Source organism: Lacticaseibacillus camelliae DSM 22697 = JCM 13995 (genome assembly GCF_001436615.1).
GTDB lineage: Bacteria > Bacillota > Bacilli > Lactobacillales > Lactobacillaceae > Lacticaseibacillus > Lacticaseibacillus camelliae.
Map to the genome: position 1 here is coordinate 13,090 of NZ_AYZJ01000032.1, position 19,478 is coordinate 32,567.

20 protein-coding genes are annotated in these 19,478 nt (G+C 58.9%); 17 read left to right on the forward strand and 3 right to left on the reverse strand.

Features of this window, described 5'->3' with window-relative positions; translation table 11 throughout:
- Positions 1–234: 234 nt before the first annotated feature.
- The 5 genes from FC75_RS07045 (at position 235) to FC75_RS07065 (ending at position 4,910) form a co-directional block, all read left to right on the forward strand.
- Positions 235–1,548 (forward strand): Sapep family Mn(2+)-dependent dipeptidase, encoded by a 1,314-nt coding sequence (locus tag FC75_RS07045; RefSeq protein ID WP_054664104.1) that lies wholly within the window; start codon positions 235–237, stop codon positions 1,546–1,548.
- A gap of 15 nt (positions 1,549–1,563) precedes the next feature.
- Positions 1,564–2,517, forward strand: a complete 954-nt coding sequence (locus FC75_RS07050; RefSeq protein WP_054664101.1) for a glycosylasparaginase — start codon at positions 1,564–1,566, stop codon at positions 2,515–2,517.
- A 43-nt stretch (positions 2,518–2,560) separates the two neighbouring features.
- Complete coding sequence (locus tag FC75_RS07055) at positions 2,561–3,085, forward strand: GrdB-related putative oxidoreductase (protein ID WP_054664098.1); 525 nt, start codon at positions 2,561–2,563, stop codon at positions 3,083–3,085.
- Between the two features lie 20 nt (positions 3,086–3,105).
- Positions 3,106–4,419 (forward strand): PTS sugar transporter subunit IIC, encoded by a 1,314-nt coding sequence (locus FC75_RS07060; RefSeq protein WP_054664095.1) that lies wholly within the window; start codon positions 3,106–3,108, stop codon positions 4,417–4,419.
- A gap of 173 nt (positions 4,420–4,592) precedes the next feature.
- Positions 4,593–4,910: a PTS sugar transporter subunit IIA gene (locus FC75_RS07065; RefSeq protein ID WP_054664092.1), complete on the forward strand. Its 318-nt coding sequence runs from the start codon at positions 4,593–4,595 to the stop codon at positions 4,908–4,910.
- A gap of 306 nt (positions 4,911–5,216) precedes the next feature.
- On the opposite strand, the gene FC75_RS07070 is transcribed toward FC75_RS07065, so the two are convergent.
- Together FC75_RS07070 and FC75_RS07075 are read right to left on the reverse strand one after the other, a co-directional pair.
- Positions 5,217–6,335, reverse strand: coding sequence for an acyltransferase family protein (locus tag FC75_RS07070; protein WP_054664089.1), 1,119 nt, complete (start codon positions 6,333–6,335; stop codon positions 5,217–5,219).
- A 104-nt stretch (positions 6,336–6,439) separates the two neighbouring features.
- Complete coding sequence (locus tag FC75_RS07075; RefSeq protein ID WP_054664086.1) at positions 6,440–7,315, reverse strand: LysR family transcriptional regulator; 876 nt, start codon at positions 7,313–7,315, stop codon at positions 6,440–6,442.
- Positions 7,316–7,442: 127 nt separating this feature from the next.
- Between FC75_RS07075 and FC75_RS07080 the strand changes: the two genes are divergently transcribed.
- From FC75_RS07080 to FC75_RS07120, 9 genes are all read left to right on the forward strand, one after another.
- On the forward strand, positions 7,443–8,357 hold the full coding sequence (locus FC75_RS07080) for an ACP S-malonyltransferase (RefSeq protein ID WP_056989498.1): 915 nt from the start codon (positions 7,443–7,445) through the stop codon (positions 8,355–8,357).
- A complete protein-coding gene (mdcA, locus tag FC75_RS07085; protein WP_056989499.1) occupies positions 8,357–10,000 on the forward strand; it encodes a malonate decarboxylase subunit alpha in 1,644 nt (547 codons plus the stop codon). The genes FC75_RS07080 and mdcA overlap by 1 nt, the downstream gene beginning before the upstream one ends.
- Before the next feature lie 308 nt (positions 10,001–10,308).
- Positions 10,309–10,608 carry a malonate decarboxylase subunit delta gene (locus FC75_RS07090; RefSeq protein WP_056989500.1) on the forward strand — a complete coding sequence of 100 codons (300 nt, stop codon included), beginning with the start codon at positions 10,309–10,311 and terminating at the stop codon, positions 10,606–10,608.
- The gene (gene mdcD / locus FC75_RS07095) at positions 10,598–12,280 is read left to right on the forward strand and encodes a biotin-independent malonate decarboxylase subunit beta (RefSeq protein ID WP_054664083.1); all 1,683 of its coding nucleotides are present in this window, start codon (positions 10,598–10,600) and stop codon (positions 12,278–12,280) included. Before FC75_RS07090 ends, mdcD begins: the two co-directional genes overlap by 11 nt.
- Complete coding sequence (locus FC75_RS07100; RefSeq protein ID WP_056989501.1) at positions 12,268–12,903, forward strand: malonate decarboxylase holo-ACP synthase; 636 nt, start codon at positions 12,268–12,270, stop codon at positions 12,901–12,903. Before mdcD ends, FC75_RS07100 begins: the two co-directional genes overlap by 13 nt.
- A gap of 11 nt (positions 12,904–12,914) precedes the next feature.
- Entirely contained in the window at positions 12,915–13,682 is a 768-nt protein-coding gene (locus FC75_RS07105) for an alpha/beta fold hydrolase (protein ID WP_162261100.1), read from the forward strand.
- A 12-nt stretch (positions 13,683–13,694) separates the two neighbouring features.
- The gene (locus tag FC75_RS07110) at positions 13,695–14,543 is read left to right on the forward strand and encodes a triphosphoribosyl-dephospho-CoA synthase (RefSeq protein ID WP_054666317.1); all 849 of its coding nucleotides are present in this window, start codon (positions 13,695–13,697) and stop codon (positions 14,541–14,543) included.
- A gap of 235 nt (positions 14,544–14,778) precedes the next feature.
- On the forward strand, positions 14,779–15,054 hold the full coding sequence (locus FC75_RS07115) for a bacteriocin immunity family protein (RefSeq protein WP_054666313.1): 276 nt from the start codon (positions 14,779–14,781) through the stop codon (positions 15,052–15,054).
- A gap of 69 nt (positions 15,055–15,123) precedes the next feature.
- A complete protein-coding gene (locus FC75_RS07120) occupies positions 15,124–16,194 on the forward strand; it encodes a DUF1343 domain-containing protein (protein ID WP_056989502.1) in 1,071 nt (356 codons plus the stop codon).
- Positions 16,195–16,230: 36 nt separating this feature from the next.
- Here the strand turns inward: FC75_RS07120 and FC75_RS07125 are convergent, their stop codons facing one another.
- Positions 16,231–16,914, reverse strand: a complete 684-nt coding sequence (locus tag FC75_RS07125; RefSeq protein WP_056989503.1) for a type 1 glutamine amidotransferase domain-containing protein — start codon at positions 16,912–16,914, stop codon at positions 16,231–16,233.
- Positions 16,915–17,178: 264 nt separating this feature from the next.
- Here FC75_RS07125 and FC75_RS07130 point away from each other — a divergent pair, with 264 nt between their 5' ends.
- Genes FC75_RS07130 through FC75_RS07140 form a run of 3 tightly spaced genes read left to right on the forward strand, consistent with a single transcriptional unit; the run spans position 17,179 to position 19,315 of the window.
- A complete protein-coding gene (locus FC75_RS07130) occupies positions 17,179–18,108 on the forward strand; it encodes an L-lactate dehydrogenase (protein WP_056989504.1) in 930 nt (309 codons plus the stop codon).
- A gap of 21 nt (positions 18,109–18,129) precedes the next feature.
- Positions 18,130–18,753 carry a class I SAM-dependent methyltransferase gene (locus FC75_RS07135; RefSeq protein ID WP_054666551.1) on the forward strand — a complete coding sequence of 208 codons (624 nt, stop codon included), beginning with the start codon at positions 18,130–18,132 and terminating at the stop codon, positions 18,751–18,753.
- Positions 18,737–19,315 carry a uracil-DNA glycosylase family protein gene (locus FC75_RS07140; RefSeq protein WP_054666548.1) on the forward strand — a complete coding sequence of 193 codons (579 nt, stop codon included), beginning with the start codon at positions 18,737–18,739 and terminating at the stop codon, positions 19,313–19,315. The genes FC75_RS07135 and FC75_RS07140 overlap by 17 nt, the downstream gene beginning before the upstream one ends.
- The last annotated feature ends 163 nt before the right edge of the window (positions 19,316–19,478 follow it).

Here is a 19,478-nt window from a genome sequence, read left to right on the forward strand (position 1 = left end):
GTTTTTGGCGGCGAGGCGTCGGGCGTAGCTAAGCGCTCGGGCGTTGCCGCGTGGAGCGCAACTAAAACAGGCTGCGGAGGGCTCGCGGTTTAGGGGGACAGCTAGCCTAGCCTAACGCATTGCCGGCGTTTTTTGCCGGTGAGGCGTTAGGCGTTCCCCCGTTGCGAGCCCGTAGCGCAACTAAGGCTGTGGCCGCGATTATGACTTCAAAACGCAAATTTTAAGGAGGTAGCCATGGACACCAAGACAATTAAGCAGTTAGTCGCGGATCATCGCGATGAGTTTCTCGACGCGCTGGACGCGATCATGCAGATTCAAAGCGTGAAGGGCGAGCCGGCTCCGCACGCGCCGTTCGGCAAGGGTCCGCGGGCGGTGCTGGACGCCGTCGTCAAGCTGGGTCAGCAGTACGGGTTTCAAACCGGCATTGTGAACGACGCGATGGCCTACGTGCAGTGGGGCGACGACAACGACGATTACGTTGGCATTGTCGGCCACTTGGACGTGGTGCCGGCTGGCGACGGCTGGTCGTACCCGCCGTTTAAGCTGAGCGAAAAAGACGGCCGCTTCTTTGGCCGCGGCGTGCTCGACAACAAAGGTGCCAGCATTGCCAGTCTGTACGGCATGAAGCTGCTGAAGGACGCTGGCGTCAAGCTGCACCGGACCGTGCGGTTGATTTTCGGCTCGGACGAGGAAAGCGGGTCAGCCGATGTCCCACTGTATCTGAAGCAGGAAAAGGCGCCGCGCTTCGGTTTCACGCCTGACTGCAAGTGGCCGGTCGTCTACGGCGAACGCGGGATCGTTAACTATCAAATCAAAACGCCGCTGCCGCACAGCAGCCTGGACCAACTCAGCGACATCGTGGGCGACCAGGCGATGGACCACGTGCCTGACGAACTGACTGTCGCTCTAAACGGTAAGCCGCTGACGGTCAAAGGTCGGCGCACCCCAACCAACGCGCCGGAAATGGGCGAAAATGCGATCACCTGGCTGGCCAAGGACGCGGTCGATGACGACTTGGTTCAAGGGCCGCTGAAGGCATACTTCCAGTGGGTAGTCGATGCTTTGCACGAAAAGCACTACGGCGAAGGGCTCGGCATTGCGTTTGAAGACGCCGATTCCGGCAAGCTGATTGTGACGCCGTACAAGCTGACCAAGCAGGATGACGCGATGGTGCTGGAAGTGGCCATGCGCTACCCCGTCAGCTTTACCGAGGCCGACGTCACGGCCGGCCTCAAAAAGGCCGTGCCGGCGGGCAGCACGATCACCGTCGTCCGCAGTATCCCCGGCGTCATGCACGACAAGCACGATCCGTTCATCGCCGAGCTGTCCAAGGTGTACGAGGACGTTACCGGCCTGGACGGGACGCCACTGACCACCACCGGCGCCACTTATGCGCGGGCCATGCCGAACATCGTGGCGTACGGCCCGAGTTTTCCCGGCCAAAAAGGGATTGCGCACAAGCAAGATGAATGGATGGATGAGAAGGACCTGATGTTGAACATGGCGGTATACATGAGTGCCATCATCGCCATGGGCAACCAGCAGTAAAGGAGGAATTTTCTGATGAGCAAATGGGGCACAATTGCCACCTGGCGCATGGCGCACGAAGGCGTCGTGAAGGCCAGCAAGTTATTAGCCGAAAACGGCACTGCCGGGGATGCGGTGGAGACGCTGATTAACGAGGTCGAGGCGTTTCCGTTCTACAAGTCCGTCGGCTACGGCGGCCTGCCGAACGAGGAAGGCGTCGTCGAAATGGATGCGGCCTTCATGGACGGTGACACGCTGGCGCAAGGCGCGGTCGGCGGCATTCAAAACGTTAAGCACGCGGTTTCCGTTGCCCGCGCTTTGAGCCACCAGCACTACAACAGCTTCCGCGTCGGCGAAGGCGCGACCAAGTTTGCCATGAAAAACGGCTTTGAGATGACCAACATGCTGACGGACCGCGCCAAGGCTCGTTGGCAAAAGCGGCTCAAGGAGCTGCAGGCCACTGACAAGCCGTATGATGGTCACGATACGGTCGGCGCGATCACCCTGGCGACCAGCGGCTCCATGGCGGCCGGCACCTCAACGTCCGGCCTGTTCATGAAAAAAGCCGGCCGGGTGGGCGATTCGCCGCTGTCCGGTTCCGGCTACTACGTGGATTCGACCATTGGCGGCGCCGCGGCCACCGGTCTGGGCGAGGACATCATGAAGGGCGTGCTGTCTTACGAAATCGTCCGGCGCATGGGTGAAGGCGAGACGCCGCAGGACGCGTGTGACCATGCCGTTTACCCGTTCATCGAAAAGCTGAAGAAGCGTTACGGCAAGGCCGGTGAGTTCTCGCTGGTCGCGATGAACAACCAAGGCGAGTGGGGCACGGCGACCAACGTGGAGTTTACGTTCAGCGTGGCGACTTCTGATGAACTCGCGCGGATCCTGATGGCTAACCCGGGCCCGGATCACACCACCGTCATCGAACCGGTCACTCAGGCATGGCTCGATGCTTATGAGAAGCGAATCCACGCCCCAATTGAGTAAACTTAAGTTAGCACTTAGTTAAGTAGGTGAAGGGGGGAGAACCATGAAAGTCATTATCATTTTGGATCAGATGCAGGCCGGACTTGGCGGTAAGGAACGCGCCGACACGCCGCTTGGCGGCGAACGTGTGGCCATGGGTTCGGCCGACACGACCGAAAAAGCGTTAGCGAAAAACGACGGCGAACTGCTGGGCACGTTTTATTGCGGCACGGATTACTACGCGGACAATCGCGAGTTAGTGCAGCGCAAATTCACCAAAATGGCCGAGAAAATGGGGGCCGATGTGGTGGTGCTTGGCCCGACATACGACTACGCAGAATTCGCGCAAATGGCCTGCGAGCTGGCGACCGCGTTTCAGACGCAAACCAAGATCCCGGCAATCGCCGCGATTGCCGAAGAGAAGAATGCCGATTTGATCGCGCAGTACAAGGACCAGTTGACGATCGTGAAGGCGCCTAAGAAAGGCGGCACAGGATTGTCCGACGCGGTCGATCACCTGGCGGCAGGGGCCGCCATGCTGGTCAAGGGGGAAGATCTTAGCGCCTTTAAAGCCGAATACTGTTACTAAGCTCAAAGGAGGGGAACGCTATGCAAAAGAAATTTGAGTCAGTCTTGATGCCTGTTGCCACCAAGCTCGGCAACAACGTGGTGCTCAGGTCACTGCGCGACGGTTTTCTGATCATCACACCGCTGATCATTGTCACCTCGATTTTCCTGCTGATCGGTAACTTCCCGATCCCCGGCTGGGAGAATTTTTGGACCGGGATCCTCGGGCCACACTGGATGGAATGGTTTAGCTCGGTTTCTAATTCCGTGTTCAGCTTCACAGGGATCCTGTCGACGGTCGGCATTGGCTACGCCTACGGGAAAAACCGCGGGCTGGAAGCCATCCACTCGGCCATTGTCGCGCTGGTCAGTTTCCTGATCTTGACCCCGACGAGCTTTAACGTCGGCAAGACCACCGTGTCCGCGATTCAGACCATGTACGTGGGCCCGAACGGCATTTTCCTGGGGATCTTCATCGCGATTTTCTCGGTCGAGATTTATCGCTTCGTTGTTCGGCGCCACTGGACCATCAAGATGCCCGATGGCGTGCCGCCGGCTGTGTCTCAGTCGTTTGACGCGCTGATCCCGTCAGCGTTTGTTATTTTGACCTTCTTCCTTGTTCACGTGCTGTTTTCCTTGACCTCATTTGGCACGGCGTACAACTTCATTTACACCATGCTGCAGGAGCCGCTGAAGCACGTCGGTAACTCTTTGCCGTCCGTGCTGTTGTATAACTTCCTGGCGTCTCTGCTGTGGTGCTTCGGGATCAACGGGCCAACCATCACGAACTCAGTGTGGCAGCCGATTTTCTTCGTGCTGACGCAGGATAACCTGAAGGCCTTCCAGAACCACCTGCCACTGCCGCACATTTTCACGCAGCCATTCATTGATATCTTCACCACGTACGGTGGCGGTGGGTCCACGCTGTCGCTGCTGATCGTCATGTTTGCCGTCTGCAAGTCCAAGCGGATCCGGGAGCTGGCAAAGTTGGCGATTTTGCCGGGGATCTTCGGCATCAACGAGCCAATCATCTTCGGGCTGCCAGTGGTCCTGAACCCGATCATTGCGATCCCGTTCATCACCGTGCCGGTTCTCAACACCCTGATTTCCGGCCTGGTCATGACCCTTGGCTGGGTGCCGCGCACGAATGGGGTGCTGCTGCCATGGACGACGCCGCCAATCATCTCTGGGTGGCTGGCGACTGGGTCCTGGACCGCGTCGGTGCTGCAGCTGTTCGAGATCATTCTGGGCGTTTTGATTTACTACCCGTTCGTCAAGATGCTCGATAAGCAGTATATCGGCGAGGAGCAGGCCGCCGCGAAGAAAGACCTCGACATCGATTTCAGCGAGGTTTAATCCGTTTCTAGATTGTGAAAAATGCGCGGTCGCCGCTGCTAGCGGCCCTGCATTTTTTGCCAAACGGGCTTGACGCGCGCCTGCCTTGCCACGAAACGCCTTGACAGACGGCGCTTTCAACAACATACTGAAAGTGGTTTCAAAATCAACTTAGACGAAGAAGGTATATTAGATTGGATGAAGATGTCGCACAAACTGCAATGCAGATTATTTTATCAGCTGGGAATGCAAAGTCGACCGCGCTTGAGGCCATTGACGCCGCCCTTGCCGGTGATAACGACGGCGCAACGAAGAAGATTGCGGACGCCAAGGAACAACTCAACGGCGCGCACAATATTCAGACTTCGCTGATGACTCAGGAAATGAACGGGAAGATGATTCAAAAGTCGATCCTCCTGATCCACGCGCAGGATCAGTTCATGGCCGCCAACACGGAAATTGAACTGGGCGAGCGCATTATCAAGACCATCGCGCTCAAGGACCAAAAATAATTTCGTTCTTGCAATGAAGCGGCCGCGTGCCGCTTTTTTTGACTTTCGGCTTGCGCTTTTGGGCCTTCGCGGGTATCCTGCGAGTACGGAGGCGAGCAAATGGATTCGGATAAAGAGAACCCCATGTGCCACCAGGGCATGGTTTGTCATGACGGTTGCGCTTGCGCAGGGTCGCACGGGCGTTGCCAGTGCGATATGGTGACGCCGGAGCAGTGTCGCTGCGGGTCGCTGTGCAAGGCGGCGCCAGTCAAATAGCACCAAAAAGGCGCGCAGATCATTGCTGATTCGCGCGCCTTTGCGTTGCCTTTAGGCAGCCGCAGTTTTCGGGTTAAAAAGCATCGGCTTGAGGCGTGACCAGATGGCGTGCAGACCGAACGCCGAGGCGAACGACAGACACCAGGTCATCACGTACAGGATCAGGATGCCAGCCCAAGTGTTGCTGGTGGTCAGGTTCTTGCCAAAAAGGAGCCACAGGCACTCGGACCAGAACACGTTGGACAGGTAAGCCTTGTAGGCAAAGCCCGCAAACTTGTGAACGAACTTGGTGAACGGCCGGCGAGCCTTGACCTGGTACAGGCACAGGGCGGAAAACAGGCCAATCACGGCCAGGTCGTACAGCGTCATGGACGGCTTGTAGTACGGTGCATTGCCGAGGCTGATGGGGAAGCCATAGCTGAACAGCTCGTGGTTGGTCCACCAGAAGGTCCCGAGGAACACGACGACCAAAGCCGGCCACCACTTCATGATGGCGCGGTTAAATTGCTTGCGGTACTGCCAGGCAAGCGTCCCGAAGACGCCGTAAATGAAGAAGCTGATGAACAGTCGGTCAAACAGGTACCAGTCGGTGGCGTGTGGGCCGTTGAACACCTGCGTGTCGTAGAACCACAGCCACAGCGCCGCGATGACGACAGTCGTGCAGGCGGTGATCACGCCGCGCTTCACGTTTTGACCGCACCAGCGGCCGATGGCCCAAAACAGCGGCATCAAGATGATGAACTGCAGCATCATGGTGTTGTACCACAAATGCGGTGCGGCATTCCCGTTGATGAAATGCCATAAAAATGAGCCCAGATCATGATACTGGTTGACCTGTTGCATCTGTGGCATGACAAGCAGATAAATAAACGTCCACCAGATGGTCGGGACGAAAAGGGCGTGCCACATATTTTTCATGTAGTGCCCGTAAGTCAGGCTGCGGTCGGCGATGGTGGTGCGGGTCGTGGTGTACAGAATGCCAAAAATAAAGGCTGGCGCCGTGTACTTGACCAGGTTGTACATAATTCCGATCCAGGTCTGTGCGCCGATGCTGGGGCTGGTCGTCAAGGCGTAGCTCATGATTGGCTGCGACATGACGGCAGTACACGCGCCCAGCTTGAGGTAGTCGCCAATATCGGCGGCTGGTTCGAGCGGTTTGGTATCACTCATTGGTTTGTCCCACCTTAATTCGAATTTGTGAGAAGCGATCGGCGGGAACTATCGGAGTTAGTGTAACGAGTTACGCAATCAGTTGCAAGCGATACTTTTTATTGTCAGACCGTCAGCGCCTTGGCTCGCTCGCCCACAAACAGCGCCACCAAGGCGTTGGCGACCTGCCGCGTCCGAACGTCTTCCTTGGCCTGGCCCTCGGTGAGGTAGATGGTCCGAAATGGCGGATCCGGGGTGATGCGTGCCAGGTTCAGCCGCTTGCCGGTGCCCGCCCAAGTGACTGAGGGGATGAAGCCAACCCCGATGCCCGCCCCCAGCATGGCGCGGATGCTGGCAGGGTCGTCGGATTCGAACTGATAGTTAAGCTGAATGCCGTTTTTGGCGAAGTAAGCGTCCAGGGTGTCGCGCAACGGGGTGTGCGGGCCGAGCGAGACGATGGGCTGCCCCGCCAAGTCGGCAGGCTGAATAAAAGGCTGTTCCTTGATTTTGGGATCGGCACTGCCAATCAGGATCTCCTCGTTTAACAGGGTCACCGCGCGGCGGTCAGGGCGAGGCGTGCGCGTGGAAATCGTGAAGTCAAAGTCGCGCGTCTCGTTGACCGCCGCAATGCGCTGCGTCAGTTTGATTGGCGCGTTGGGATAGATCTGGTGGATGGTGGTGATGATGTCTGGAATCAAGGCGGAGGCCACCTCGACCAGCAGGCGGATCGGCTGCTGCTTAGTCGTCGGGTTGGCGACGGCCTCGACCCCGGCTTCGATTTGGTCCAGTCCGGCCTCAACGTAATTCAAAAAGGTGCGGCCGGCATCGTTGATCTCGATGCCGCGGCCGACGCGGTCAAATAAGGAGACGCCGAGCTCTTTTTCGAGCTCCTGGATCATTTTCGACATGGCCGGCTGGCTGATGTAGGCCTGTTTAGCGGCCTGGGTGATGCTGCCGGTTTGGGCGGTGTAAACGAACCCTTGGAGCTGAGTGAGATTCATGGGTAGACCTGCTTTCATTCATAACTAGGAATTATATATATGATTAAGATTCATTATACATCGGTATCAATACCAGTTAAAGTGTAACCGTGAGAGCGATCGGATGGAACTAGAGAGAAGGTCAACCGTGAATTCATTATGGATTTTCCCCGGGCAAGGCGGCCAACACGCCGGCATGCTGGCGGACGTGGATGCCGATTTACGCAGCCACGTGGCGGACTTGCTGGGAATGAAGCTTCTGGACACAGACATTGCCTATCAGGACTCCGTTCAGCTGCAGGTGGGCATCGAGCTACTGCAAGTCGCGCAGGTCGATGCAATGTTCAAAGCCGGCCTGAAGCCCCACCTGGTGGCGGGGCACAGTCTCGGCGTGTTCGCCGCGGCGTACGCGATCGGCAGTCTGGAAAAAGATGACTTGTTCCGCGTCGTGAAACGGCGGGCGGAGCTGATGCAAGGCGCCTACCCAACCGGCTACGGCATGGGTGTCGTTGTCGGGCTGAGTCGTGACGCGGTCGAAAAGCTGGTGGCGCAGGTCCACAGCACCGCGCATCCGGTTTACGCGTCGAATCAAAACGCGGAGGATCAAACCGCGCTGTCCGGAGAGTTGACCGCCATCGATGAGGTGGTGGCGCTCGCCAAGCAAAACGGCGCGGTCCTGGCCCGCCGCTTGAAGGTGCCAGTGCCATCACATTCGCCGCTGATGACCAAGGTCAGCACGCAGCTGGCCGCGGCGATGGCAGACGTTGAGCTGAAAAAGCCGGCTGGTATTTACCTGGCCAACTATTCCGGCCGCGCCGTTCGGCAGACGCCGCCGATGCGTGAAGACCTGACGTCAAACCTGAAGCACCCGGTTTATTTTGAGGCCATGATGGGGGTCGCGCACGACTACCAGCCGGACAGCATCGTCAATTTTTCGCCCGGCCGGCCGTTCCGCAAGGCCCTGGGCCAGAAGTTCGGCGATTTGCACCAGATCAGTCTGGATCAAATGAGTGTCTCAGATGCAGCATTTTTATTGAATAAATGGGAAAGAGGTTCTTATTAATGAGCGAAGAACGTGATTGGGCAACGCATCGCGAAGCCAAAGCAAGCAAGCTCTCGGCCATGAGCAGTCTGCTCGATGGCAAGCTTGCGAAGACGAAGGATGCCAAGACCCTGCTGGAAGGCTTGATTGCCCCTGGTGATAAGGTCGTGCTTGAAGGCGACAACCAGAAGCAGGCCAGTTTCTTGTCAAAGACACTGGCATCAGTCGACCCGGAAAAAGTGCACGATCTGCACATGATCATGAGCAGTATTTCACGGCCGGAACACCTGGACATTTTTGAAGACGGCATTGCCTCCAAGATGGATTTTTCGTTTGCCGGTCCGCAAAGCACCCGCGTTTCACAGATGATCGCCGATGGCACCCTGAAGGTCGGCGACATTCACACGTACCTTGAACTGTACGCCCGCCTGTACGTTGACTTGATCCCGAACGTCGTGCTGGTCGCGGCGGACAAGGTCGATCACGACGGCAACTTGTACACCGGCAACAACACCGAGGAAACCCCGGTCATTGTTGAATCCGCGGCGTTCCACGATGGCATCGTGATCGTGCAGGCCAACGAAATCGTCGACAAGGTGCCGCGCGTTGACATCCCAGGCGACTGGGTCGACGTTGTGATCCCGGCCGACGAGCCTTACCAGCTCGAGCCGCTGTTCACGCGTGATCCGCAGAACATCACAGAACTGCAGGTCCTGATGGGCATGATGGCCATCCGCGGAATCTACGAAAAGCACAACGTTCAGTCCGTCAACCACGGTGTTGGGTTTAACACCGCCGCGATCGAACTGCTGCTGCCGACCTACGGCGAGCAGCTGGGCCTGAAGGGCAAGATCGTGCCGAACTGGGAAGTTAACCCGACCCCGACCCTGATTCCTGCCATTGAATCCGGCTGGATCCAGTCGATCCACTCATTTGGCGGTGAAGTTGGGATGGAAAAGTACATCGCGGCGCGCCCTGACATCTTCTTTGTCGGCAAAGACGGTTCGATGCGTTCCAACCGGGCCTTTGGCCAAATGGCTGGGCAGTACGCGCTGGACATGTTTGTCGGCTCGACGCTGCAGATCGACCAGTACGGCAACTCATCAACGGTGACCAACGGCCGGCTGTCCGGGTTCGGCGGTGCGCCTAACATGGGCTCCAACCCAACCGGGCGCCGTCACTCAACACCGGCATGGCAGAGCTTGCGGCCGGACAATGATCCGCTGGGCAAAGGCCAAAAGCTGGTCGTCCAAATGGTTGAAACCTTTGGCTCTAACAAGCGGCCCGTCTTCGTTGATTCACTTGACGCGGTCAAGGTCCGCGAAGAGGCCAAGCTGGCAAACGTGCCGATCATGATCTACTCCGAGGACACGACGCACATCGTGACCGAGGAAGGGATCGCATACTTGTACAAGACCGATTCCATGGCTGAGCGGCAGGCGGCGATTGAGGCCATCGCCGGGGTCACCCCAGTGGGCCTGCGGTCTGATCCGGCGGTCGTTAAGGATCTGCGCGAGCGCGGCATCGTGGCGTTCCCAGAAGACCTTGGCGTCAACCGCAACCAGGCGACCCGTTCGCTGCTGGCAGCGCAGAACATGGAGGACCTCGTGAAGTGGTCCAAAGGTTTGTACAACCCGCCGGCGAAGTTCAGAAGCTGGTCATAAGGCTGCGTAGGGCTCGCGGTCTTAGGGGGACAGCTAGCCTAGCCTAACGCATTGCCGGCGTTCTTGGCCGGCGAGGCGTTAGGCGTAGCTAGATGCTCCCCCGTTGCGAGCCCGAAGCGCGACTACGGAACATTTTTCGAGGCGCGCCTGGCAGTCTATCGCAGTTGCGCTCCGCGCGGCAACGCCCGAGCGTCTAGCTACGCTCAAACCATCGCCGGCAAAAACGGCCGGCAATGGCTTGAGCTAGGCTAGCCGTCGGGCTAAGAACGCCGCGCTCCGCAGCCTTTCCACATGAGAGGAGCACTATCATGGAAAAATTGCACTTTAAGTATCAAGCGACCCAGCCGATCGACCACCCGGTCCACATTGGCGTGGTTGCCTCCGGTGACCTTGAAGTCATCATGAAGCCGACGGACAAAAAAGAGTCCGAGCTGAATATTGTGACCGGCAGCGACGGTTTTAAAGAAGTTTGGCAGAACGTTCTGACCCGCTTCTTTGACCGCTACCCGCTGCTGGCGGATTTTGAAATCAATGACTTCGGGGCCACCCCTGGGGTCGTTAACCTGCGGCTTACCCAAGCAATGGAGGCGTTGAAAGATGAGCAATAGTTTTGTAGAATTGCACGCCCGGCAGCGCGCTGAAGCCTTACTTGACGCGGACAGCACCCGTGAACTGATTGGCCCGTTTGACAACATGATTTCACCGCATTTGGAGCCGCAGGGCATTGTGCCCGAAGCCGATGACGGCATTGTGGTCATGAAGGGCAAGCTTGACGGCAAAAACACCCTGATCATCGCCATTGAAGGCAGCTTCCAGGGCGGCGGTATCGGTGAAGTGTCCGGGGCGAAAATCGTTTCCGCACTGGAGCACGCCTTGGCTGACAACAAGGCCGGCAACACCATTTACCCAATCATCATTTTGGATACCGGCGGTGTTCGCCTGCAGGAAGCCAACTACGGCCTGCTTTCAATTTCCGAGATCCACAACATGGTCATTGCGCTCAAGAAGTATGTCCCAGTCATCGGGCTCGTGCCCGGTCGGGTCGGCTCCTTCGGTGGCATGTCCATCACCAACGCCTTGCTGTCTTATGTCATTGGTACCGACAAGGCCCGCATCGGCTTGAACGGCCCCGAAGTCATCGAGCAGGAAGCCGGCGTCAAAGAATGGGATTCTTCCGACAAGAATCTGATCTGGGACACGCTGGGCACCAAGCAGCGTCAGGCCACCGGCATCATCGATGAGGTCGTGGCAGACGATGTTGAGGCCTTCCGCAAGGCCATCAGCGATGCCATCAACGAAAAGAAGGATTCTCATCGCGATCAGCGCGGGGACTTCTACCTGTCCTTGCTTGACCAACTCGATCCAAGCAAACCGCTGGACATTGCCGGTTACGACAAGCTGTTCAAGCAGGTCGACGTTAAGGCGCATCACTTGGCCCCAGCAGTTGAAGGCAGTCAGCCTGGCACCAAGTCTCGCGGCCGCAACTGGTTCGAACTGCTGACCGGCATCAAGAATGCCAAGAGCGACGTGCCGACTGTGCTGCACGCCCAGGCTGACGGTCGCGAATACGTCGCCATTGTGCCCGACGAAAACAATCGCTTTCCGCGGGTCCGCCACGGCGAGGCAGGGCTGCAGGAAGGCTACACCGTTGCCAGTGTCGTCAACGATTTGATCGCTGCCGACAAGGACAAGCCGGCGGCCCAGAAGACGCCGATCGTCATTGTGGTGGATGTGCCGAGTCAGGCGTACGGTTACAAAGAAGAGCTGATTGGGATCCACATGGCCTTGGCTTCTGCTGCGAGTGCCTATGCCCGGGCGCGTCAGGCCGGTCACAAGGTGGTTTCCTTTATCCCCGGCGACGCGGTTTCCGGCGGTTTCTTGGCCCAGGGCCTGCAGTCGAACCGGTTGGTCGCGCTCGATGATCTTGACATCACCATTCAGGCGATGAGCAAGGCCTCCAGTGCCCGCATTACCCAGCGGACGATCGCCGAATTGGAAGAGGCCACCAAGCACGTGCCAGCCATGGCTTACGACATTGAAAACTACCAGAAGCTGGGCTCCCTGTACAACCTGATCAAGGGTGTGAAGGGGTACGACCACGACGAAAAGGCTGTTTCCACCGTTAAGGCTGCACTGGACGATGCCTTTAAGAGCCTCGAAAACGCGCCGACCGATCTTTCGTTCCGTTACACGAACGCCATCGCGGTCAACGGCGAAGGCGGCGGTCGCAAGGCCACCAACAAAGTCCGCGCGCTGATGGATCAGCAATGGAACGACTAGCACCCCACACGCTCATCCGGCTGAAAAGTCGCAGCGCTTTAACGGCGAGTGCGGCGTTGCCGGCATGGGCAGAAGCCATGCTTAATGAATCACCGTACGTGATCGTGCGGCGTGGCCCCCAGGCCGACCGGTATCCGGTCGGCCTTCGTGGCTATCAGAAGCCTCAGCGCTTCGCGGCGTTTGTGGCCCCAGAAGGGTACACCGAAACGGTCACACCGCAGCAGGCACTGGCGCTGCTGCCAAAGCTGGACCCGGCGCGGGCGCAGCTGCCCGCGTTTCACAAGCTGGTTCAGCTTCAGCCGCTGCTGCAAGGCTTTGACTGGGGCGTTGGCGGCAGTCTGCAGTTCGAGCTGGTGACCGGGCTGAAAATGGCCCGCCCGGTTTCGGACGTGGATGTTATCATGAATCGCCCAGCCCAGCCGCTGAGCTTGGCCGCCGCCGCGCAGTTGGTCCAGCGGCTGCAGGCCATTGCCGGCGCGCACGCGGACATTCAGGTGGTTCACGGTCAGGACGGCTTCTCCCTGGAGGAGTACGCCCAGCACCGGGACGCTCAGATCATGATGAAAACGGCGAGCGGTCCCCAATTGACAGATGACCCCTGGCATTTTGAAAGCGAGCGTTAAAAGTGTTAGAAGTGCCTGAAGCAAAATTAGCCATTCAAACTGAAGGCAGCGGCCGTCCGGTGGTGTTTCTCAACGGGTTTGGCAGCTACAAGGAGATTTGGACCGCGCAAATGGCAACGTTTAGCCGGCGCGCGCAAACCGTGTGTTTCGACTACCGCGGCCAGGGCGAATCGATCGGGGCCGTGGCAACCAGTCTTGAGCAGCTGGCGGATGATCTGCTGGCTGTCATTAAAGGACTGAACCTGACCCGGCCGCTGCTGGTCGCGCACTCAATGGGTGCCAGCGTGCTGTGGGCGTTTCGCCAAAAGTATCCAGAAGTTGCGGTCAGCGGACTAGTGATCGTGGATCAGTCGCCGAAAATGATCAACACGCCTGACTGGCCGTACGGGTTTCAGGGCCTCACCGCACGCACCGCACCGGTGCAGCTGGTGCGACCGCGCCCGGGCCACGAGACCCTGCACGGCATGGCGCCCCAGGTGATGAACACCTTCATCCGCGCCGAAAGTCGCCATCCGTTTTCCCATGAGGCAGGGCTTGCTCTGCTCAAGAATCATTACGAAGCGGACTGGCGCGGGGCGGCGACGGCGGAAACGGCGCCGACACTGTTTGTGACCGCCTTGCAGACCCCGTATTTCAACAATGGGTACGGCCAGTGGGTGATGCGCCGCAACGCGCATGTGCGTGAGGTGATGATTCCCAATTGCGGTCATGATATCATGGCCGAGGTGCCGGAGCCGTTCAACCAGACGCTGCGGCACTTCATGATGCAGAACAAGTGAAAGGACTCTTTTATGTCGTCATATAGCTCGGCGCAGCTCGCCAATTTTGCCACGCGTGCACTTCTTTACGAAGTGAGCGTCAATCCCAAGCCAGGGCTGGTCGATCCGGTCAGCGCCGGTCCGCATCCGGACATGACGGTGTTTACCTTCATCGACTCCAGCCTCAGCCTGCAGCCTTACCTGCAGTTCTGTGCCACTGCGGGCGCGGGGTGGACAGCTGAGCTGCCCGCGCTGTTCCAACAGCTGCGCCCGGCCGGCGTCCAGGCGGAAAAGGCGATGTACCAGGCGACTGGCGGGGTTAACACCCACAAAGGCGCGATCTTTTCGCTGGGCATCCTGGTCGCGGCGACGGCCTATCAGCAGGCCGCACCAGGTGCCGCATCGGTGCAGGCCGTCGTTCAGCAGATGCTGGCGGGACTGACTGAGCAGGACTTCGCCCACACGGCAGGCAAACCCGCGGCCGCGCTGACGGCCGGGGAGAAACTCTACCTGGCCCACGGATTGACCGGGGTGCGCGGCGAGGCCGAAGCCGGCTATCCTAGCGTCTTTGCGCATGGGTTGCCCACGCTGAAGCAGGCCCAAGGCAGCTTGAACGAGCGGCTGCTCGACAGCTTGCTGGCAATCGTGGCCCATTTCGAGGATACCAATCTGATCCACCGCGCCGGGACCACTGCTGTCGTGGCTGACGCGCAGGCCCAGGCGCAGGCAATTCTTGATGCCGGGGGCACCCACACTGACGCTGGCAAAAAGTTACTCGCCCAAATGAACAGCGACTTTTTAAGGCGGAACCTGAGTCTTGGCGGCTCCGCGGATATGCTGATCTTGACGACTTTTCTCGCGCTGGTGAACGGCGTGATTTAATCAGTTACTGGTGTTTCGTTTCGCTATTCAGTTAGTGAGGCGAGGCACTTTTTGTCTCTTGGCGCATGGTTTCGCCAGCTAAAACGAGTTCATAAGCCGCCTTTATTCGGTCGGTCCGGCGCCGGTCAAGTAATCGTGGCCGAACGGGGGTCAGTGGTGGTACGCTGGACGCATTGGTTTTTGGTGACCGGTTTCTGCTGGCCAGTTCAGGCCATCTCATTCAAGGAGGCTCATGATGAGCAAAGACAAGGCGCCTAATTTACTGCAACAAGTGGATCAGCTATTGGCCGACGATGCAACCCCGGCAAAAGAAGTGGCGATCCTCCAAAGTGCCAAGGCGGATCTGACCAAGCACGTCTACGAGCCGCGGGTCGCAGCCGACCTTCAACGTCAGCTTTCCCCGCTGGCCGCCCGCGGTCAGCTTTCGTCTGCTGGGGTCCACTTTCTCTCCTGGCTGGCGGCGTCCTATCACGGCTGGGGCCAGCGCGGCATGGGAATGACGGAACTGTAAAGCCGAGTAATTTGCCGACTTGGCGGCAGGTGCGGTACGTTATACTTAACGAAAAACAGGGGGCAGACGATGGCCAATAACGGAATCGACAACAGTCAAATGGCAGAAAAAACACTGAAGGGGCAGCGCATCGGGCTGATCACTAATCAGACCGGGGTCGCTAAGGACTTCACCCCTGACGCGCAGGTGCTGAACACGTTAGGGAAAGTCGTTAAACTGTTCTGCCAAGGAGAGGCGACCGCGCCGGTTTCGGCGGTGCCGGTCGTGAACTTCACTGGCGCCAATTTGCCCGTGGGGGCGCTGGCTGACGTGGACGTGCTGGCTTACGACATCGCGGCCACCGGCGTGCGGTTCGATGCTAGTGTGGCGCTGGAGCTGGCGGGCATGCAGGCGGCAGCCGAGGCGGATGTGCCTTTCGTGGTCTTTGACCGCGTGCTGCCGCTTGGCCGCCTGGATCCGGAAGGCACGCCGATGCCGGCGGCGCTGGCTTCTGCTGATGGCGTGGCAGGGCTACCTATTTTACACAGCCTGACGCCGGGTGAGCTGGCGCGCTGGGCCAATCCGCAAATCGACTGCGACCTGCGGGTGGTGCCGGTGACCGGTTGGGACGCGACCGGCACGGTGGCGGAAAATGACCTGCCGTGGATCGCACCGAAGCAATTTCTCCCTACGCTGGCCAGCGTGGCGCTGCTGCCGGGACTGGGGCTGCTTGAGAGGCTCAATGTTTCGGTCGGGCGCGGCACCGCGCTGCCGTTTCAGCAGTTCGGGGCGCCGTGGCTGAACAGCCAAAAACTCAGCGAAATGCTCAGCCAGACCCTGGCCGGGCAAAGCAGGCAGGTCCACTACCGGCCGACCGTGTTCAAACCGCTGGCGGGCCAGTACCAGGGCGAGGTCTGCCAAGGTATTCAGGTCCACCTGCAGCACCTGTGGCAGCCGCAACTGCTCAACGTCGGACTGGACATTCTGTTCGCGTTGCACGCGCTACACCCCAGTGAGCTGGTGGTAGACGCGAAACGCCTGGCTGCGCTGACGGGTGAAGTCGATGTGTTCAGCCAGGAGCTCAGCGCCCTGAAAAGTGCGAACAAAAAGGCGGGCGCCAAGTTTGCCGAAGCAAGCAAGGCCGCTCGTCTCTATCAGTAAAGTTTCAAGACCCGTGCAGATTCTGTGGCGCGGGTTTTAATTTGTCCCGGCCAGCGCCTGCAGCAAGGTGTTGGCAACGGATTTGACGCTCCACGGGTTTTGCCCCGTGATCAGCTGGCCGTCCTTGATCGCAAACGGCCGGAACGGGACCTTTTTGTCGAAGTGGGCACCGCGGTCTGCCGCGACTTTTTCGTTCAAAAACGGGACAAGGCCGCGCTTTTGCGAGAGGATTTCCTCTTGAGTCGTGAATCCGGTCACGTGGCGGCCGGCGATGAGGTACTGGCCTTGGTCGTCTCGCAAGTTAAGCAGGCCGGCGATGCCGTGGCAGACCGACGTCACATAGCCGCCTGAAGCGTAGATTTGTTGCGCGATGGTTTGCAGCGCTGGGTTCTCCGGAAAATCGAACATCACGCCGTGGCCGCCGGTGTAGTAAATGGCCGCGTAGTCGGTGGGGTTGATCACGCCCGGGGCTAACGTGTCGCACAAAGCGTTGCGCTGGAACTCACGGTCGCGGTACCGCGCCAGCACTGCGGCGTCGGCGGCTTTCAGGCTGCGCGGGTCCAGTGGCACATAGCCGCCTTGCGGGCTGACATAATCGATTTGGTAATGTGACGCCATGATGTCGACGAACTCGGTCGCCTCACCCAGCCAGAGGCCGGTGGCTTCGGGCTTCTTGGTGAACTGAGTCGTGTTAGTTAAGACAACGAGGATTTTTTTCAAGACCACTCCTCCTATGATATGCGGCAGGTGCAATTGGCAATGAGTTAGCAGCACGTCGCCTATGTATGCGCTTTAATTCTAACGCATTATTGGCGGTTCGGATAGGGCGAACATGGTGGGTGCGAGATCCTTGTGCGGTGCGCAAATATTTTCTTTTCACCGACGCGGCCTGTATACTGAAGACGCAATTAAAGCGCGGCCAGCCGTCTTCAGGCCTGCCCGCAGCGGTGGTCACTTCACTCAGTCCATAAGGAGGAACGCCTCATGAAATCTGCCAATATTGTCTTGATCGGCGACGGTGCGATCGGCTCCAGTTATGCGTTTAACCTGCTCACCAGCGGGGTGGGCGGCAGCCTGGGCATCATCGATGTCAACATGACCCGCGTGCAAGGCGACGTCGAGGACCTGTCCGACGCGCTGCCGTACGTGGCGCAGAAAAGCATTTACGCGGCGAGCTACGCCGATGTCGAGTACGCGGACCTGGTCGTGATCACGGCGGGCGTCGCGCAAAAGCCTGGCGAAACGCGCCTGCAGCTGCTGGCGAAAAACGCGGCGATCATCACGGACATCACCAAGAACATCATGGCCAACCACTTCGACGGCATCATCCTGGTGGCCTCCAACCCGGTCGACGTGCTGACCGAGCTGGTGCTGCGCCTGTCCGGCCTGCCGCGCAACCGCGTGCTGGGGTCCGGCACCGCGCTGGACTCTGCCCGGCTGCGCTCGGAGATCGGCCGCCGCTACAACGTCGACGTCCGGACCGTGCATGCGTACATTATGGGCGAGCACGGCGACTCTGAGTTCCCAGTGTGGGATTTTGCGACGATTGGCGGCCAGCCCCTGTGCGACTTTGTCCCGAAGGCCCAGCAGGCGCGCGATTTTGACGCCCTGAGCAACCAGGTCAAAACAGCGGCGTACTCGATCATCGACAAAAAAGGCGCCACGTTCTACGGCATTGCCGCCAGCCTGACTCGGCTGACCGCAGCGATTCTCAACGATGACCACGCCGCGTTTGCGATGTCCGTGCACCTGCAAGGGGAGTACGGGCTGCGCGACGTGTCGATCGGTGTGCCGGTGCTGCTTGGCGGCCAGGGGCTGGATCGCATTTTACAGTTGGACTTGAACAAGGACGACCTGGCCAAGCTGACCGAGTCGGCGCAGGTCCTGAAGGATAACCTGGCAACGGTGATTTAGCAGCTGGGTGGAAGGAATTTTATGCAGATCGATTATCACGATGTCTCGTTAACTTTTGAAACAGACGCCACGGTGTTCTCCCCGCGTGGCCTGGACCGCGGCACGGCGGCGATGCTCGACGTGGCCCAGCTGAAGGATGGGGGTCGCATCCTCGACTTGGGCTGCGGCTTCGGGTTCGTGGCGACTTTTCTGGCCAAAACGCTGCCGAACGCCGCGGTGACCGCGGTCGATGTCGACCCCGACGCGGTGCGACTGACCCAGCAAAACGCCGCGGCCAACGACGTCAGCGTGTGCGCGCTGGTCAGCGACGGCTGGGGCCAGCTCAACGGCCAGACCTTTCATGCGGTGCTGTCCAACCCGCCGTACCACACGGATTTCAAGGTGGCCAAGGGCTTCATCGAAGGCGCCCACCAGCATTTGACCGATTTTGGCAAGCTCTACATGGTGACCAAGCGCCGGACCTGGTACGAAAACAAGATCAGAAGCGTCTTCGGTTTTGTGCAGGTGACGGAGCAAGACGGCTACTTTGTGTTTTACGCGGAAAAGCGGCCGCACAAGCGCGTCATCAAGCCCAATAAGCACGGTCTATCGAAAAAGCTCGCCCGCAAGGAGGCCAAACAGCATCAGCATGCAAACCGCCAGTGAAATTTTTAACGCCATCATGGCTGATCCCCAAAACGCCGACTACACTAAGGCAGGGGTGAAGCCGCTGTACAAAATCGACCCCAACGCGCGGCTGCTCATCATCAGCCAGGCGCCCAGTCGCAAGGCCCAAGAAACCGAGAGCTTCTGGAACGACCCCAGCGGCGACCGCCTGCGCGATTGGATGGGCGTGACTCGCGAGGAGTTCTACGACACCGGCCGCATCGGCATCCTGCCGCTGGACTTTTACTATCCGGGCAAGGGTAAGTCGGGCGACCTGCCGCCGCGCAAGGGCTTTGCGGAAAAGTGGCACGCGCCGCTTTTGAAGTTAATGCCGCATGTGGAGCTGGCCCTGCTGATCGGCCAGTACGCCCAGCGCTACTACCTGGGCACGCGCCGGCAGAAGACGCTGACGGCGACGGTCCAGCACTACCAAGACTACCTGCCGCAGTATTTTCCGCTGGTGCACCCGTCGCCGCTGAACTACGGCTGGATGAAGAAGAACCCGTGGTTTGAGGCCGGCGTGGTGCCGGCGCTGAGGCAGCGGGTGCGCGGGTTGATTTAGGTGAAAGTTTAGTAGTTTTTTTTTCCTCAATTTTCAAGTCAAGTGCAACGATGATAACGAATCCTTGATAGTGGTCTAGGTTGTTAAGCCATGCGTCGGTAGTAATTGCATGGTCGAAGATAGTTCAGAATACGTCTGGGACGATGGTTCAGTGCTGATTGGA